The sequence below is a fragment of the Novosphingobium sp. UBA6272 genome (assembly GCF_002440635.1).
In the GTDB taxonomy this organism is placed as follows: Bacteria; Pseudomonadota; Alphaproteobacteria; order Sphingomonadales; family Sphingomonadaceae; genus Novosphingobium.
In genome coordinates, this window is sequence record NZ_DJUW01000015.1 from 124015 (window position 1) to 140415 (window position 16401).

Consider the following 16401-nt stretch of genomic DNA (forward strand, 5'->3'; position numbering starts at 1 on the left):
CCCAAGGGGCCGCTTGACGCTCGGCAGGGTACTCCTTAATCGATCGGTTAAACGCTATCCAAGGAAGGAATCGCAAGCCATGGCCACCGCCTATATCGTTGATGCCGTCAGAACCGCCGGTGGACGCCGCGGCGGGCGCCTGGCCGGGGTGCATCCGGTCGATCTGGCTGCCGCCACGCTCGATGCGCTGGTGGCGCGGACCGGGGTAGACCCCAATGGCGTTGACGATGTTGTGATGGGGTGTGTCAGCCAGGGCGGCCAGCAGGCCGGCCAGGTCGGCCGCAATGCCGTGCTCGCTTCCAAGCTGCTGCCGCAGTCGACCCCGGCGGTTACGATCGACCGTCAGTGCGGCTCGTCGCAGCAGGCGATCCAGTTCGCTGCGCAAGCGGTGATGAGCGGTACTCAGGACGTGGTCATTGCCGCCGGGATCGAAAGCATGACGCGTGTGCCGATGGGGTCCACCGCAATCTTCCACATGAAAGAAGGCCTGGGGAACTACAAATCGCCGGGGCTTGAGGAAAAATATCCCGGCGTCAGCTGGTCACAGTTCATGGGCGCCGAGATGATCGTCAAGAAACACGGTTTCACGAAGGACCAGCTCGACCGGTTTGCACTGACCAGCCACCAGCGTGCCAAGGCCGCGACCGAAGCCGGAGCCTTCCAGGACGAGATCGTGCCGATCGAGATCGAAACCGCCGAAGGCAAGGAGTGGCACACCGTTGACGAAGGTATTCGTATGGATGCCACGCTGGAAGGCATCGCCGGGGTCAAGCTGCTGTCCGAAGGCGGCGCGCTGACTGCAGCGACTTCCAGCCAGATCTGCGACGGCGCTTCGGCCGCGCTGGTTGTCAGCGAAGCAGCGCTGAAGCGCTACAACCTGACCCCGCTGGCGCGGGTCCACACGCTGACCGTGACGGCGGGGGACCCGGTGATCATGCTGGAAGAGCCGCTGTTCGCAACCAACAAGGCCCTGGCCCGCGCCGGACTTTCGATTGGCGACATCGACCTATACGAAGTGAACGAGGCCTTTGCCTCGGTGCCGATGGCCTGGCTCAAACATACCGGGGCCGATCCCGAGCGGCTCAACGTCAATGGCGGGGCGATCGCGCTTGGCCATCCGCTGGGCGCCTCGGGGACCAAGCTGATGGCAACGCTGCTTCACGCGCTCAAGGCGCGCGGCGGCAAGTATGGTTTGCAGACAATGTGCGAAGGCGGCGGTGTCGCCAACGTCACGATTGTTGAGATGTGCTAATTCCAAACGGAGAGATTTGACATGAAACTCGACAACACTGTTGCCGCGGTCGTTACCGGCGGCGCGTCCGGCCTTGGTGCCGCCACTGCCCGGGCGCTGGCCGCTAAGGGCGTCAAGGTCGCGCTGTTCGATCTGCAGGAAGAAAAGGGCAAGGCCGTCGCCGCCGAAATCGGCGGGATTTTCTGTGAATGCAACGTCACTGACGATGCCTCGGTCGACGCCGCCTTTGTCAAGGCCCGCGAAGCCAACGGGCAGGAACGGATCCTGGTCAACTGCGCCGGCACCGGCAACGCGATCAAGACCGCCAGCCGCAGCAAGGAAGACGGCTCGATCAAGCACTTCCCGCTCGATGCGTTCAACTGGATCATCCAGATCAACCTGGTCGGCACCTTCCGCTGCATCGCCAAGTCGGCGGCCGGCATGCTGACGCTCGATCCGATGGAAGACGGCGAGCGTGGCGCGATCGTCAACACCGCATCGGTCGCCGCCGAAGACGGCCAGATGGGCCAGGCCGCCTATTCGGCCTCGAAGGGCGGCGTGGTCGGCATGACTCTGCCGATCGCCCGCGATCTCGCCAGCGAAAGCATCCGCGTCAACACCATCCTGCCCGGCATCTTCGATACCCCGCTGCTGGCCGGCGCGCCGCAGCCGGTGCGCGATGCGCTGGGCGCGAGTGTGCTCAACCCCAAGCGTCTGGGCAGCCCGCCGGAATACGCCAATCTCGCCCTGTGCATGATCGAGAATGGCTATTTCAACGGCGAGGACGTCCGCCTCGACGGCGGCATCCGCATGGCGCCGCGCTAAGCACAAAAATCGGGCAGGGAGCGTCCGCAGAGGCGCTCCTGCCTCCTTTTTCCGGGAGAGAGACGGCATGGGCTATTCGCAGATCGACCTTCACATCGGCGAAGGGATTGCCACGCTGACGCTCAACCGGCCGGAGAAGATGAACGCCTTCACCGGCACGATGATGAACGAGATCATCGATGCAATGGACCGCACCGATGCCGATGACTCGGTCCGCGCGGTGATCTTTACCGGGGCGGGTGAACGCGCGTTCTGCGCCGGGGCGGACCTTACCCCGCAAGACGGCCGCGCGGTCTTTTCCAGCGGAGAACCGGTGTCGGACCTGTCCGATCCGCGGGTCCGCGATGGCGGCGGGCTGCTGACGCTGCGACTTTACCAGTCGAAGAAACCGCTGATTTCGGCCTGCAACGGCGCGGCTGTCGGCGTGGGCGTAACCATGCAGCTGCCGATGGATATGCGGCTCGCCAGCGACAACGCCCGCTACGGCTTTGTTTTCGCCCGCCGCGGGATCGTGCCGGAAGCCTGCAGCAGCTGGTTCCTGCCCAAGATCGTCGGGATCAACCAGGCGCTCGAATGGTGCATGACCGGACGGATCTTCGGAGCGGAGGAAGCACTGAAGGCGGGACTGGTCCGCTCGGTCCATCCGCAGGGCGAACTGATCGACGCCGCGCGCGGCCTGGCCCGCGAAATTGCCGAGAATACCTCGGCGGTTTCGGTGGCGATGACCCGGGCGATGTTATGGCGGGTGCCCTCGGGCGATCATCCGATGGCGGCGCACAAGGTTGACAGCCGGGCGATCTATCGCCTCTCCAAGGGAGCGGACGCGAAGGAAGGTGTGCAAAGCTTCCTCGAAAAGCGCCCACCAGCCTTTCCGCTACGGGTTTCAGAAGATATGCCTGACTTTTACCCATGGTGGGGAGGGGAGCCACCTTACGAATGAGCGAAGCCGCCAAGCAGATCGAGGGGGAAGTCCCTGGCGCACGGGATCTGCTGTTGCAGACCGCATCGGACATCATGCGCGAAGGCGATATCGTCGATATCTCGCTGTCCGAGCTGTCGCTGCGGTCGGGCCTCAACTCGGCGCTGGTCAAGTACTACTTTGGCAACAAGGCCGGGCTGCTCAAGGCCCTGCTTGATCGCGACATGGCCGGGATCGTCCATTCGGTCGATGCGCTGCTGTCCAAGGAATGGGACCCGGAAGCGCGGCTGCGGCACCATATCGGCAAGATGGTCGAAACCTATTACCAGACGCCGTACCTCAACCGGCTGCTGATGCGGCTGGTGCGCGAGAGTGATCCTGATGAAGCGCACCGCATCGCCGATTCCTATCTCACCCCGCTCAGCCGCGCCTATGACAAGCTGATCGCAGACGGCATCAAGCAGGGTGTGTTCCGCAATCTCGATCCGCAGATGTTCTATTTTACTGCCACCGGAGCCTGCGACCGGTTCTTTTCCTCGCGGCTGGTGCTCAAGCATTGCTATGACACCGACAGCATGACCGAGGAACTGCGCGATCGCTACCGCGAACATTGCATCGACTTCATCATGGCGGGCATTCTCGCCCGCTAATGGCTGGCCTCTGGCATATCGGCGTGATCGGCGGTTCGGGCCTCGCGGCCGGGATCGGGATCGAGCATGCGCAGGAAATCGAGGTCGCCAGCCCGTGGGGCCTGCCTTCCGGTGCGGTGACGACCGGCACGCTGGAAGGCGTGCGCTTCACCTTCCTGCCGCGTCACGGCCTGGGTCACACGATTTCGCCGGCTGCGGTCAATTACCGCGCCAATATCGATGTGCTGAAGCGCTGCGGGGTGACCGATCTGGTCGCACTGTCTGCGATCGGTTCGCTCAATCCGGCAATGGCACCGGGCCATTTCGTCGCTGTTGACCAGTTCATCGATCGGACCACTTCGCGCGAGAGCAGCTTCTTCGGCCCCGGCCTGGTCGCCCATGTCAGCATGGCCGATCCGGTCTGTTCGCGCTTGCAGGCTGGCCTGATTGCTGCCGCGAAGAAGCAGGGCGCGACGGTGCACCAGGGCGGCTGCTATGTCGCAATCGAGGGGCCGCAATTCTCGACCCGCGCCGAAAGCCGGTTGTACCAGTCATGGGGTGCCGCCGTGATCGGGATGACCGCCATGCCCGAGGCCCGCCTCGCCCGTGAAGCCGAACTGCCATATGGTCTGCTCGGCATGGTCACCGATTACGACAGCTGGCGGGAGAGCGAGGCAGGGGTCGATGCTGCCGATGTGCTGCAGGTGATGGCGCGTACTATCGGGACAGCACGCGAAGTGCTCCGGACTTTTGCCCGGCAACTCCCCAAAAGTCGGAGCGCGAGCCCGATCGATCGGGCGCTTGACCATGCGGTCATGACCGCCCCGGATCACCGCGATCCGGCCTTGGTCGCGCGGCTCCAGGCGGTGGCGGGAAGGGTGCTGGGATGAGCGAGGTCGTGCTCTACGATTACTGGCGATCGTCCGCTGCGTACCGGGTGCGGATCGCGCTCAACCTTAAAGGCGTCGCCTATCTCGCGGTAACGGTTGATCTGGCCGGCGGCGACCAGTTGACTGCCGACTATCATGCCAAGAACCCGCTGGGCCTGATCCCGCTGCTGGAAATCGATGGGCACCGCCTGAGCCAGAGCCTGGCGATCATCGACTATCTCGACGCCAAGTACCCAGAGCCCGCGCTGGTTTCCGCCGATCCGGCGGAGCGGTCTGTTACCCTGGCGCAGGCGCTGACTATTGCTGCCGAGGTCCACCCGTTGCAGAACCTGCGGGTGCTAAAATACCTGCGCGGCCCGATGGGGCAGAGTGACGAGGCGGTCGCCGCCTTTGTCCGCAACTGGCAGGGGATCGGGCTGGCCGCGCTGGAACTGCAGGCGCCGGAAAGCGGCTTCTTTGGAGGCACCACGCCCAACCTGACCGATGTCTGCCTGGTGCCACAGATGTACGGGGCGCGACGCTTCGAATTGCCGCTGGAAGCCTTGCCCCGGCTGGTGCGGATCGATGCGGCGCTGCGCGAATTGCCGGCCTTTGCCGCCGCTGCGCCCGAAGCGGTGAAGCCATGACCTTTGTCATTGCGCCGCGCCGCGCTTGCCCTTAGCGAATTGGTTGCAACAGGAACCAACTCGCCATGCCTGATCCGACCCGCCTTGCCGATTTTGTTCCCTATCTGATGTCGGTCACAACCAATGCGGTCAGCGATCTGATCGCGGACGAGTATCGCTCTACATACGGACTGAAGATTCCGGAATGGCGGGTGATGGCGGTGCTCGGTGATTCGGGTGCTCATACCCAGCGCGAACTGGTCCACGCGACCCGGATGGACAAAGTGGCGGTCAATCGGGCCTGCAAGGTGCTGGAGGAACGCAGTCTGGTCCGGCGCAGCCCCAACGCCCAGGATGGGCGTTCGCACCATCTTGAGCTGACCGCATCGGGCAAGACCATGCACGGCAAGATCATGCCCCATGCGCTGGAGATTGAGCAGCGCCTGCTGACGCCGCTTAACGCCGAGGAACGCGTGCAATTCGTTTCGTTGCTGCACCGTATCAACGCCAGTGCCGAGGCTCTCGAAGAAGGAAAAACGAAGTGAAGCTTGCCTCTTTACCGCAGGGCCGTGACGGTTGCCTGGTTGTCGTTTCCAACGATCTTGCCTGGTATGCTGCGGCCGACCACCTGGTCCCGACCCTGCAGGCCGCGCTCGACGATTGGGACCGTTACGAGCCGTCGCTGCGCACGCTATCGACCGAACTCGAATATGGTTCGATCCCGCGCGAACGGTTTCACGAGCGGCGGGTGACTGCGCCCTTGCCCCGCGCTTTCCAGTGGGCCGATGGCAGCGCCTACGTCAATCACGTCGAGCTGGTCCGCAAGGCGCGCGGGGCCGAGCTGCCCGACAGTTTCTGGCACGATCCGCTGATGTACCAGGGCGGGAGCGACGATCTGCGCGGCCCGCGTGAGCCGATCACGCTCGCCGACGAAGCCTGGGGCTGCGACATGGAAGCGGAAATCTGCGTGGTGACCGGCGATGTCCCGCAAGGCGTTTCGGCGGAGGCCGCGCTCGATCACATCCGTCTGGTCGGCCTGGTCAACGACGTATCCTTGCGCAACCTGATCCCCGGCGAACTGGCCAAGGGCTTCGGCTTCGTCCAGTCAAAGCCCGCCAGCCACTTTTCGCCGGTGTTTGTAACCCCCGATGCGCTGGGCGATGCCTGGCGCGGTGGGCGGCTAAACCGGGTGCTCGCGGTAGATCTCAATGGGCAGCCGTTCGGCCGGGCCGAAGCGGGCGAGGAATGTACTTTCGATTTCGGCACGCTGATTGCGCACCTGGCCAAGACACGCCGGATCGGCGCGGGATCGATCATCGGATCGGGAACGGTTTCGAACCGCGACCCGGATGGATCGCCGGGCCGTCCGTGCGGCCAGGGCGGACGCGGCTATTCCTGCATCGCCGAGCAGCGGATGGTCGAAACCATCGCCACGGGTGAGGCGAAGACCCCGTTCCTGCGCTATGGCGATACGGTGCGGATCGAGATGAAGGACGATGCCGGGCACACGATCTTCGGCGCAATCGAGCAGGTGGTTGCGCCTCCCAACGCCTGATCCGGCTAGGCCGCAAATGAAAAAGGCCGGAGCGGCAATCGTGCTCCGGCCTTTTCTGTGTCCGGCGGTTGGGTTGGACCTTACTTCGGACCGCCCGGTTTCGACGCGAAGGCATCCGCGATCGAGCAGGCCGCAGGGCCAAGGATCACGACGAACAGCACCGGCAGAATGAACAGGATCAGCGGCACGGTCATGATCGCGGGCAGACGCGCGGCCTTTTCTTCGGCACGCATCATGCGCTCGTTGCGGAATTCGGCGGAGAGCACGCGCAGCGCCGAGGCCAGTGGCGTACCATAGCGTTCGGTCTGAACCATGGTGGTGGTCACGCCCTTCACCGCTTCCAGATTGACGCGGTACGCCAGGTTTTCAAACGCCATACGGCGTTCGCCGAGGAAGGCCAGTTCGATGGCGGTCAGGGCGAATTCGTCGCCCAGTTCCGGATAGGCCCGGCCCAGTTCGCGGGCGACGCGGTTGAACGCGGCGTCGACCGTAAGGCCGGCTTCGGCGCAGATCACCAGCAAGTCGAGCGCGTCGGGCAAGCCCTTGCGGATCGCATCGGTACGCTTGGAGATCAGGTTGGCGATATAGATTTCCGGGGCCTTGTAGCCAAAGCCGACCATGGCGGCGAAGGCCATCAGCTTCTTCATTCCGCCCCAGGTCGGGAAGTAGTTGATGCCATAGATCATGAAGGCGGCAAGCCCGCCCAGCACGATCGGCAGGACCATGCGGGCAAAGACCACTACGACGGCGAGTTCCTTGCGACGGATCCCGGCCTGGGCAAGCTTCTGGATGATGATTTCGAGCTGGCTCTGCTGAAGGACCTTCAGCGAGCTCAGCGTTTCCTTCATCTTGTCAGTGGTTTCGCTTTTGCGAACCAGGCTGGCACGCTTCTTCGCGCTCTGGGTAACAATCCCGGCCTTGAGCTGTTCGCGCCGATCGGTGAGCGCCTTGACGCGCTTTTGCATCGGGTCGCGGATCGTGATCGCAGTGTAGATTGCGAAAAGCACGGCAACTGCAGCAAGACCGGCCAGGATCGATCCGATCCAGAGGACGTCGAAGCCGAGGAGCGTGGGTCCGGGCGGGGTGTTGAACATGATCGCTTACTTTCCCTCGCTCAGATTTCGAAGCTGACCATCTTGGCCATGATGAAGCCGCCGATGCTCATCCACACCAGACCGCCAAGGCCGGTCACGATCAGGCGATCATCGGTAAAGAAGCCGCCCAGATACTTGGGGTTGATCCAATAGATCATCGTGAAGACGATGAACGGCAGCGAACCCACGATATAGGCTGACGCTTTCGATTCAGAGCTCATCGCCTTGATCTTGAGCTTCATCTGAGCCCGCTTGCGCAGCACGTCGGCCAGGTTCGACAGCGTTTCCGCGAGGTTGCCCCCGGTTTCACGCTGAATTGCCAGGGTGATGCAGAAGAAGCTAAATTCGGGCGTGTTGAGCCGGTCGGCGGTCTCCTGGAGGGCATCCTCCATGGTCTTGCCGATCTTGATCCGCTCGGTCACCAGCTTGAATTCCTCGCCCACCGGCCCCGGTACTTCGCTGGCGACGACGCCAAGAGTTTCGGTGACGGGCAGACCCGAACGCAGGCCGCGCACCAGCAGTTCGATTGCGTCCGGAAACTTGGTGGTGAAGGCGTTGCTGCGACGCTTGATGAAGAAGCCGACGACCATGTGCGGAATCCCCGCACCCATCAGCAGACCAATGCCCAGCGACAATGCAGCACTGCCGGTCTTGAGGAAAATGATTACCGCTACCGCCAGTGCAAGCCCAGCCGAGGCATAGGCGTACTGCGATAGGGTCCAGGGTTTACCGGTTCGGTGAAGCCGTAGCGCCAGCGCGGCAACCCGCGATTCGGAGCCGGCAATGTGGTGCATCTTCGGCTTACGGGCGGCGACCGCCTTTTTCAGCTGGGCTTCGACTTTGTCGACCGTGCTTTCCGAGTGCCGGTAGCGAACCGCTTGGAGGCGGCGCGCGCTTTCCTTGGCCGCAGACGGCCCGGCAAAGGCAAGATAGCCCAGCACCATGAAGCTCATCAAGCCCACGGCAATCAGCAGTAGCTGGGTGATATTCATCGCTGCCTTACACCTTTGCTAGGATCCGGGCCTGCCGCAGGGCAGACCCGGGATTGAGACCTGGAATTACGCTTGAGCAGGGGCCGGTGCCTTGGCAGGCGCGCCCTTGGGCTTCTTCGAAAGCATGCCTTTGAGATCGAGCTTGCCGAGCAGCGAGGTCTTTGCCTTGCCCGGTTCGTCGATCAAGTCGCCTTCGCCCACGCCCATCACAGCCTTGGCCACTTCGCGCATCGCCACGCCGGCCTTGGCCGTGCGGTTGGCATCGGCAAAGGTTTGACCCAGCTTGGCAGCATTGGTTGCGGCCTTGATGTCGTAGGGGATGGTGAAGCCGATCTTGCGCTCGATCGAAGCTTCGAAATCGGCCTTGCTGATCTCGGCAACACCCGCCTGGACCTTGTTCGCGATCACGACCGGCTGGACATGTCCGGCATTGGTCTTGAGCCACGAAAGGATCCGGATCGTGTCGCGGGCCGAAGCCAGCGTCATTTCCGCCACGACCAGCACGACGTTGATGTCAGCCAGCACATGCGGGAAGTTGATCAGCATGTTGCGCGGCAGATCGATCACGGTCATTTCGAACGCCTGGCGGAATTCTTCCTCCAGTTGCACGAAAGCGGCGCCGTCGGTCATCAGCGGCGTATTCATTGGCGCTTCGGCCGAAAGGATCGCCAGATTGTCATTGGCGCGGATCATCGCGCGCTCGATGAACAGCCCGTCGATCCGGCCCGGGTTCTCGATTGCGTCGGTCAGGCCGCGGCCCGGCTCGAGATCGAGCGCCAGCGCGCCGGTGCCGAAGTGCACATCAAGGTCAAGCAACGCGGTCGGCATCTTCTCGTCGGCGCTGAACAGCCAGGCCAGCGAAGTAGCGATGGTCGAAGCGCCAACCCCGCCGCGCGTGCCGATGACCGCGGTTGAGATGTGGCGCTTTGCCACCGACGGATCGTGAGCCTTGGGCGAAGCGAACACCGCCTGGGCATTGACCAGCGCGTCGCGGACCTGACCCGGCGAGAGCGGCTTCAGCAGGTAATCGTGAATCCCGCTGGCCAACAGGTCGCGGTAAAGCCGCACGTCGTTGACCTGGCCGACTGCAATCACCACCGTGCCGGGTTCGCAAACCTCGGCCAGGGCGTTGATGTCGCTCAGCGGATCGCCGCTTTCCGACAGGTCGACCATCAGGATATTGGGGCTGGCCGAGATCGACAGGGACTGGACCGCATTGCGCAGGCCGCCCTTGTTGCACTTCTCGGGCTGCCAGCCCATTTCGATCACCACGGGGCGCAGGACATCGAGTGCCGCGTCGTCGCAGATGAAGGCATTGAAAGCGTCGCGGTTGCCCGGTGCGCCTGGTTTCCAAGGGGCATTCATGACCTTACTTCCCCCCGTTCTGAGTGGAATTCTTCGACAGGCCCTGTTCGCCGGTCGGTTTGGCTTCGCGATAAGATTCGATGGCCTTGGTGCTGCTCATCACTGTGGTGGTCCCGGTGCCCGAGGCGCCCTTCAGCAGATGCTCGGGATCGGCCACCATCGCCGCCATATTGGCATTGCTGGCGCAGCCGTAGTTGGAACTCGTACCATTGGCGAGGTTGGTCTCGCTCTTCACCGACCAGTCCGGGCAACCCGGAACGGTCGCGCTGGAGCGGGATACCACGACCCGGATTGTGCCCGGCGAAACCGCGCCGGGGGTAACCGGTGCCTCATCGCCAACCAGCAGGCCATGGCGGCTGGCAATGCCCTCGACCGCGGCGCGCGATGCACTGCTGCGCATTGGATCATCGACCGAAATCCGGTCGCCGTAACGCAGATCGAGCGCTTCGAACCAGCCGGCCAGACGACGCTGTTCGGGGATCGAGACCCCACCGGGTCCGGCGCTGATGTCGAGCGTGTAATTGGTCCGACTGACCACCGGCTGGTGGACGCTGTCGAGCTGGCTGTTGCTGGCCATGCCGCCGCAGCCACCAAGGACCAGAACCAGCGAGGCCGAGAGGGCCGAAGTTAGCGTCTTTTTCGAAATGGGATTACGCATGGGTCTTCCTCTCTCAGATCACAGATCAAAGCCGGGCGCAGTGTCGGCGTTATCGCCGGACTTGCTGCGACGCTTGCCCTTGGATTCGCCCTTTTCCCCAGCGCCGGGGCGCGGGTTCTGCAGCGGTCCGGGCACATCAAGATCACCCACACGCGGCGGCGGTGCGCCATTCTGGTCGGGGCCAGCTGTCGGGCCGGGGCGTGAGGCACCCGATTTGCCAGCGTTTTCCTGATTGCCCAGCACCTGCTGGGCGACGTTGGGGTTCTGGTAGCCGTCAGTCGGCAGCTTGATGTCGCTCGCATTGACCGGCTTGACCAGGTAGGGAGTCACGACGATCACCAGTTCGGTCTCGCCCTTGCGGAAGCTGGTGGACTTGAACAGCGCACCAACGATCGGCAAGTCGCCCGCACCGGGCAGTTTCTTGATCGTGCTTTGGGCACCGTTGCTCATCAGGCCGGCGATCATCATGCTCTCGCCCGAGCCGAGCTCGACCGTGGTTTCGGTACGGCGCACTGTCAGCGCCGGAACCTGAAAGCCGTTGACTGTGACTGCACCCTGGCTCGACAGTTCCGAGACTTCCGGGCGAACCCGCATCGAAATGCGGCCGTTCGAAAGCACGGTCGGCGTATAGCTCAGGCTGACCCCGAAGCGCTTGTATTCGATTGAGGTGGTGCCCAGGCCCTGGCTGACCGGGATCGGATATTCACCCCCCGCCAGAAAATCGGCGGTCTCGCCCGACAGTGCGGTCAGGTTCGGTTCCGACAGGGTGGTCACGAGGCCCAGGGTTTCGCCAAGGTCAAGCGCGCCCAACAGGTTAAGTCCGAACAGGTTTCCTTGAGCGGCAAGGGTTGCCCCGTTCGAGATCTGCGTCACACTGGTGCCTTCAACCGACGTTCCGTTGGGCAGCGTCGTTGTCACGCTCTGACCCATGCCGAGGGTCTGGCCCGGTCCGGCATACTGGCGCGGGGAGAAGTTGCGTCCCTGGCTAATCCCGAACTGGAAGCCACTGCTACCATCGATCGAGGTCAAATTCGTCCCGATGTCGCGCACCAGGGTGCGGCTGACTTCGGCGAACTTGACGTGCAGGTTGACCTGCAGCGGCGTTGCCATTTTCAGGCGGGTGATGACGTTGGCTTCCTTGCCGACGAAGGCCGAAACCAGGCGTTGCGCTTCGGCCGCGTCTTCCGGCGCGCCGACCGTCCCGGTCAGCAGGAAGGTGTTGGTGCCGATGGTCGAAACGGTGATTTTGGCATCGGGCATCGCCACTCGCAGCATCTGATCGACGCTGTCGATGTTCGAGCCGACCCGTACGTTAGCGGACCAGATCACGTTGCCGGCCGCGTCGCTGGCATAGACGGTGGTTTCGCCGCCGCCCTTGCCAAAGACATAGAGCTGGTTGCGCGACTTGACTTGCACGTCGGCGACCTTCTCATCGGCGACGAAGACATCGGCCATGACCCCGCCGACGGTGACCAGCTGGCCACGCCCGATCGAGATCACGACGTCGTTGGCCGGGCGGCTCACCATTTGGGCTTCGGCCTTGTCAGCCGATACCAGGGTGAAGGGCACCACCGCACAGGCGGCGCTAAGCAGGGTTATGGCAAGGCGGTTCATGGTTTTGCCTTTCGTGGCAAACGGGCGGGCGTTCAAAGTGGTGCTCAACATCTCAGCGTCCTCCCGCCGGTTCTTCGGTCGTGTTCTTGCCGCGGGTCACGCGGACCACCGGAGCCGAGCGAATGTTGGGGGCCTGGTTGCCATTGGCGCGAGCCGGAGCAGCAGGCTGATAGCTCGGAGCCGAGTTGCCGTAGGGCGAGCCCATCGACTTGGTGGTAAGTTCCGGGTTCGGCGGAGTGCGGCGCTGGAAGCGCGAGACATCGCCGCCGGTGACGAAGGTTACCCCGCCGTCGATCGGACGGTTCATCGCCTGGCTCAGGAACTTTTCTTCCTGTTCCTTGGTAGCTCCGGCGGGCAGTTTGACGGTGCCGCTGGCGATCGCCTGGTCAAGCTCGGTCTGATTGTCAGCCAGGCTGCGCAGAGACAGGCTGAGCGTGCCGATAGTCTGGGCCACCGCGATCTTTTCGGCGATCTTGGGCGTAACTTCGAGGGTCACGGTCCGGAACGCACGAACCACGGTCTTGCCTTCTTCGATAGTCGTTTCGGTCGACTGGTCGGTGGCGAGCACGCGGACGTTGCGGAGGATCGTTTCGGTGGCCTTGAGCGGGTTGCCGCCATCCTTGGCCGCAACCGTCTGGGTCAGCATCAGGTCGACATGGTCACCCGGGAAAACGAAGCCACCGACACCGGTCTTGGCCGAAACGGGGATCGTCACGGCGCGCATGCCCGGGCCAAGCGCCGCGGCAAGGAAGCCGCGATCGCCCGGAGCGACGAGCGCGCCCTGGGTAACCGGCTGGCCGGCAGTAATCGGATAGCGGACTACGGTGCCGAGCAGCTTGTTCATGTCGGCCTCGCCGTCGATGAAGTAAGCGTCCTGAACCATTTCCTTGGGCCAGAGCTGGAAGGCAATCGAATCGGCCGTAATGATCGTGCCGACCGGAAGCCCGCGCTGGGCGACCAGCACCTTGGGCCCCTTGGGCACTTCCTGGGCGGCCTCGGCTTTCGGTGCGCCTGCACCGGCCAACAGGCTCCTCGCGGCGAAGGCGGTGCCGACCGCAACGATCAGTGCGCCAATCAGCAGCAACAGCTTCTTCTTATCCATGGCTTTGCTAGCCCCCTAGAAAATTCCCGAAAACGTCCGTGTCTATTCGGGCAAACTGGTTAAAATCCGGTCAACCGAGGCCAGAAGCTGCAAATGCAGCTCTGGCCGGCGGCAGAAAGTTGGTGAGAAGGACGAGGAGCCCCCCGGTCGAAATGGCCAGGCCATAGGGAACCGGAAGACGGCTTTTCTGATTGCGCGAGACGACCATCGCTCCGGCCGCGGTAATCGCCAGCAGGGCGATAAACGCGGCAGCGACCAGTCCGCCCGGCAAAAGGCCCGAGGCGTTGAGCGGCGTGCCGCCGTTCATAACCCAGGCGATGTAGCACGATCCGCCGACCCAAAGCGCGGTAGCGGCAAGGGCCAGTCGGCGCTTTGCGGTCTGGCCGGGCTCAAGCGAAAGGTTGCGGGCACCCGCCACCATCGACATGGCTCCGCCGACCAGCGAAGTAAGGAACAGTACCGAGAAGAACACCATCGGCGGTAGCCACAACGCCAGCGCGGCCAGCAGCTTGACATCTCCGCCGCCCATGCCGCCACGGGCAAAGATCAGCGCAAAGCCGAACAGCACGATCAGGCCCATGGCGAACTGGATTGCCAAGCCTGGCCACAACGAAAGGCCCGATGCCCACCAGAACAGCGGCGCGGCCAGCGCGACCCCGGCGTTCAGCCAGTTATCGATCTGGCGGCGCTTAAGATCGGTCGCGGCGGCAACCGCCAGCGCGATTGCCAAGCACCCGAGCAAAATGTAACGGAAATCGGCGTCCGGCATTCATGGCCCCCTGGTTCAGGAGGCACGTGTAAGGGGCAGGACTTACCAAAAAGTAACTACCCTCAGGAGGCCGGAATTAGCCACGTACGCCAAGCATGCGATCGCCGGGCGATCCCGGCCGCCGCCGTGGAAGGCCATTGGCAGACCGGTGACGGCCATCAGGTGCGGCGGATTGACTGGCCCGAGCCGGAAACCGGTGCGCGCGGATCGATCCTGTTCCTGCCCGGACGCGGCGATTTCTACGAGAAATACCTCGAAACATTTGACCACTGGCACGGGCAGGGCTGGCGGGTAACCGCTTCGGACTGGCGCGGGCAGGCCGGCTCGGGCCGGCTAGGCATGGATGCGGTAACCGGCCATATCGACGATTTTGCGACCTGGGTCGAGGATCTCGCCACCCTGTGGAAGCACTGGTGCGCCGAGACCCCGGGGCCGCATGTGCTGGCGGGGCATTCGATGGGCGGCCATCTGGTGCTGCGGGCGCTGGCCGAGCGGCAGGTCAATCCCGCCGGCTTGATTCTCTCGGCCCCGATGCTGAACCTGGGTGCCGGCCATTTGCCCGAAGCGGTGATGCACCAGGCGGCGAAGCTGATCAAAGCGCTGGGCGATCCGCGCCGTCCGGCCTGGAAGTGGAGCGAGAAGCCGGGTGAGCCGCCCGAGGCGCGCATTCACCTGCTCACGCACGATGCCGAGCGCTACAACGATGAGATCTTCTGGCGGAAAAAACGGCCCGAGCTGGTGATGGGGCCGGGATCGTGGGGTTGGGTTGAGCGGGCCTATGCCTCGGTCCGGTTGCTGGCCCAACCGGGCCTGCTTGAAGTGATCGAGACCCCGGTCCTGATCCTGGCGACTGACAACGACAAACTGGTTGGATTCAAGCCGATCGCCCGTGCAGCGGCGCGACTGCGCGATTGCGAACTGATTCACTTCGGCAAGGAAGCACATCACGAGATCCTGCGTGAAGGCGATGCGGTGCGGGACCGGGCGCTGGCCGCCTGCGACCGGTTCCTGAACCGGGTAGCGGCAATCTGAGCGGTGATGACTGAGCGGTTCGACTGGGCAATTATCGGCGCGGGGATCGCCGGAGCCTCGCTGGCGGCGGGGCTGGCGCAGCATGGCCGGGTCCTGCTGCTCGAGGCGGAGGATCGCCCCGGCTATCATGCCAGCGGGCGTTCGGTGGCGTTCTGGACTGAAAGCTATGGCGGGCCGCGGGTCCTGCCGCTGACCACCGCCTCGCGGTCATTCTTCGATGCCCATGGCTTGCTTGGCCCGCGCGGCGCGTTGACTCTGGCGCGAGCGGGCGAGGCGGAAGGGTTGGCCGCGTTCATGGCCGAATTCTCCGCACTTGGGGTCCGGGTCCAAGCGCAGGATCGCGCCCAGCTGGAGGCCCGGCTGCCCGGCCTGCGGAGCGAATGGCAGCTTGGCGCCTATGAACCCGATTGCAGCGATATCGACGTGGCTGGGCTGCACCAGCTGTGGCTGGCGCAGGCGCGGCGGGACGGAGCGGAACTGCTCTGCCGGGCGCGGCTGGCGGCGGCAAGCCATGGTGCCGAGGGCTGGGCGATCGCGCTTGACGACGGGCGCAGCTTTGCCGCGCGGGTGTTGGTCAATGCCGCGGGGGCCTGGGCTGACGAGGTTGCCGGTGCCGCCGGGCTTGCCCCGATCGGCATGGCGCCGCTGCGCCGGACCGTTGCCCAGCTGCGGATGGATCAGCCGGTCCCGGCCGATCTGCCATTAACGCTGGGGCTGGACGGTTCGTTCTATTTCAAACCGGACAGCGGCAAGCTGTGGCTCAGCCCGCACGATGAAATCCCCAGCCCGCCTTGCGATGCCGCGCCGGAAGAGATCGACGTCGCGCTGGCGATTGACCGGTTTGAGGCGGTGGTCGATTGGCGGATCGCCGCGCTGGAACACAAATGGGCAGGCCTGAGGACCTTCGCGCCGGACCGGCTACCGGTCTACGGTTTCGACCCCGCCGCGCGCGATTTCTTCTGGTTTGCCGGGCAGGGTGGTTTCGGGATCCAGACTGCACCTGCGGCGGCCGATCTGGCTTTGCGCTTGTTGCTGGACCAATCCGCCGGGCCAGTCGATCCCGCACCTTACGGCCCGGCGCGTTTCCGCTAGCGAATCGCGGGAAATCCCCTATCCTCACA

General features: G+C 63.9%; 17 protein-coding genes. 10 read left to right on the plus strand and 7 right to left on the minus strand.

What is annotated here, in order from left to right; genetic code table 11:
• Window positions 1–79 precede the first annotated feature (79 nt).
• The 8 genes from B2V17_RS07490 (at window position 80) to B2V17_RS07525 (ending at window position 6654) form a co-directional block, all read left to right on the plus strand.
• Complete coding sequence (locus tag B2V17_RS07490; RefSeq protein ID WP_292996713.1) at window positions 80–1252, plus strand: acetyl-CoA C-acetyltransferase; 1173 nt, start codon at window positions 80–82, stop codon at window positions 1250–1252.
• A 21-nt stretch (window positions 1253–1273) separates the two neighbouring features.
• A complete protein-coding gene (locus tag B2V17_RS07495; protein WP_292996714.1) occupies window positions 1274–2056 on the plus strand; it encodes an SDR family NAD(P)-dependent oxidoreductase in 783 nt (260 codons plus the stop codon).
• A 67-nt stretch (window positions 2057–2123) separates the two neighbouring features.
• Complete coding sequence (locus B2V17_RS07500) at window positions 2124–2996, plus strand: crotonase/enoyl-CoA hydratase family protein (RefSeq protein WP_292996715.1); 873 nt, start codon at window positions 2124–2126, stop codon at window positions 2994–2996.
• Window positions 2993–3625 carry a TetR family transcriptional regulator gene (locus tag B2V17_RS07505; RefSeq protein ID WP_292996716.1) on the plus strand — a complete coding sequence of 211 codons (633 nt, stop codon included), beginning with the start codon at window positions 2993–2995 and terminating at the stop codon, window positions 3623–3625. The genes B2V17_RS07500 and B2V17_RS07505 overlap by 4 nt, the downstream gene beginning before the upstream one ends.
• A complete protein-coding gene (gene mtnP / locus B2V17_RS07510) occupies window positions 3625–4494 on the plus strand; it encodes an S-methyl-5'-thioadenosine phosphorylase (protein WP_292996717.1) in 870 nt (289 codons plus the stop codon). Before B2V17_RS07505 ends, mtnP begins: the two co-directional genes overlap by 1 nt.
• Window positions 4491–5120 (plus strand): maleylacetoacetate isomerase, encoded by a 630-nt coding sequence (maiA, locus tag B2V17_RS07515; protein ID WP_292996718.1) that lies wholly within the window; start codon window positions 4491–4493, stop codon window positions 5118–5120. Before mtnP ends, maiA begins: the two co-directional genes overlap by 4 nt.
• A gap of 65 nt (window positions 5121–5185) precedes the next feature.
• Window positions 5186–5644, plus strand: a complete 459-nt coding sequence (locus B2V17_RS07520; RefSeq protein ID WP_292996719.1) for a MarR family winged helix-turn-helix transcriptional regulator — start codon at window positions 5186–5188, stop codon at window positions 5642–5644.
• On the plus strand, window positions 5641–6654 hold the full coding sequence (locus B2V17_RS07525) for a fumarylacetoacetate hydrolase family protein (protein WP_292996720.1): 1014 nt from the start codon (window positions 5641–5643) through the stop codon (window positions 6652–6654). Before B2V17_RS07520 ends, B2V17_RS07525 begins: the two co-directional genes overlap by 4 nt.
• An 80-nt stretch (window positions 6655–6734) precedes the next feature.
• Here the strand turns inward: B2V17_RS07525 and B2V17_RS07530 are convergent, their stop codons facing one another.
• The 7 genes from B2V17_RS07530 to B2V17_RS07560 all read right to left on the minus strand — a co-directional run bounded on the left by B2V17_RS07530 (window position 6735) and on the right by B2V17_RS07560 (window position 14248).
• On the minus strand, window positions 6735–7748 hold the full coding sequence (locus B2V17_RS07530; RefSeq protein ID WP_292996721.1) for a type II secretion system F family protein: 1014 nt from the start codon (window positions 7746–7748) through the stop codon (window positions 6735–6737).
• Between the two features lie 20 nt (window positions 7749–7768).
• Window positions 7769–8740, minus strand: coding sequence for a type II secretion system F family protein (locus B2V17_RS07535; protein WP_292996722.1), 972 nt, complete (start codon window positions 8738–8740; stop codon window positions 7769–7771).
• Between the two features lie 66 nt (window positions 8741–8806).
• Complete coding sequence (locus B2V17_RS07540) at window positions 8807–10105, minus strand: pilus assembly protein CpaE (protein ID WP_292996723.1); 1299 nt, start codon at window positions 10103–10105, stop codon at window positions 8807–8809.
• Between the two features lie 4 nt (window positions 10106–10109).
• A complete protein-coding gene (locus B2V17_RS07545) occupies window positions 10110–10763 on the minus strand; it encodes a CpaD family pilus assembly protein (protein WP_292996724.1) in 654 nt (217 codons plus the stop codon).
• An 18-nt stretch (window positions 10764–10781) separates the two neighbouring features.
• A complete protein-coding gene (locus B2V17_RS07550; protein WP_292996725.1) occupies window positions 10782–12377 on the minus strand; it encodes a type II and III secretion system protein family protein in 1596 nt (531 codons plus the stop codon).
• A gap of 52 nt (window positions 12378–12429) precedes the next feature.
• Window positions 12430–13479 (minus strand): Flp pilus assembly protein CpaB, encoded by a 1050-nt coding sequence (gene cpaB, locus B2V17_RS07555; protein WP_292996726.1) that lies wholly within the window; start codon window positions 13477–13479, stop codon window positions 12430–12432.
• Between the two features lie 70 nt (window positions 13480–13549).
• A complete protein-coding gene (locus B2V17_RS07560) occupies window positions 13550–14248 on the minus strand; it encodes an A24 family peptidase (protein ID WP_292996727.1) in 699 nt (232 codons plus the stop codon).
• Between the two features lie 126 nt (window positions 14249–14374).
• On the opposite strand from B2V17_RS07560, the gene B2V17_RS07565 reads away from it, so the two are divergent.
• Both B2V17_RS07565 and B2V17_RS07570 read left to right on the plus strand, forming a co-directional pair.
• Window positions 14375–15280, plus strand: coding sequence for an alpha/beta fold hydrolase (locus tag B2V17_RS07565; protein ID WP_292996728.1), 906 nt, complete (start codon window positions 14375–14377; stop codon window positions 15278–15280).
• Window positions 15281–15286: 6 nt separating this feature from the next.
• Complete coding sequence (locus tag B2V17_RS07570; protein ID WP_292996729.1) at window positions 15287–16372, plus strand: NAD(P)/FAD-dependent oxidoreductase; 1086 nt, start codon at window positions 15287–15289, stop codon at window positions 16370–16372.
• The last annotated feature ends 29 nt before the right edge of the window (window positions 16373–16401 follow it).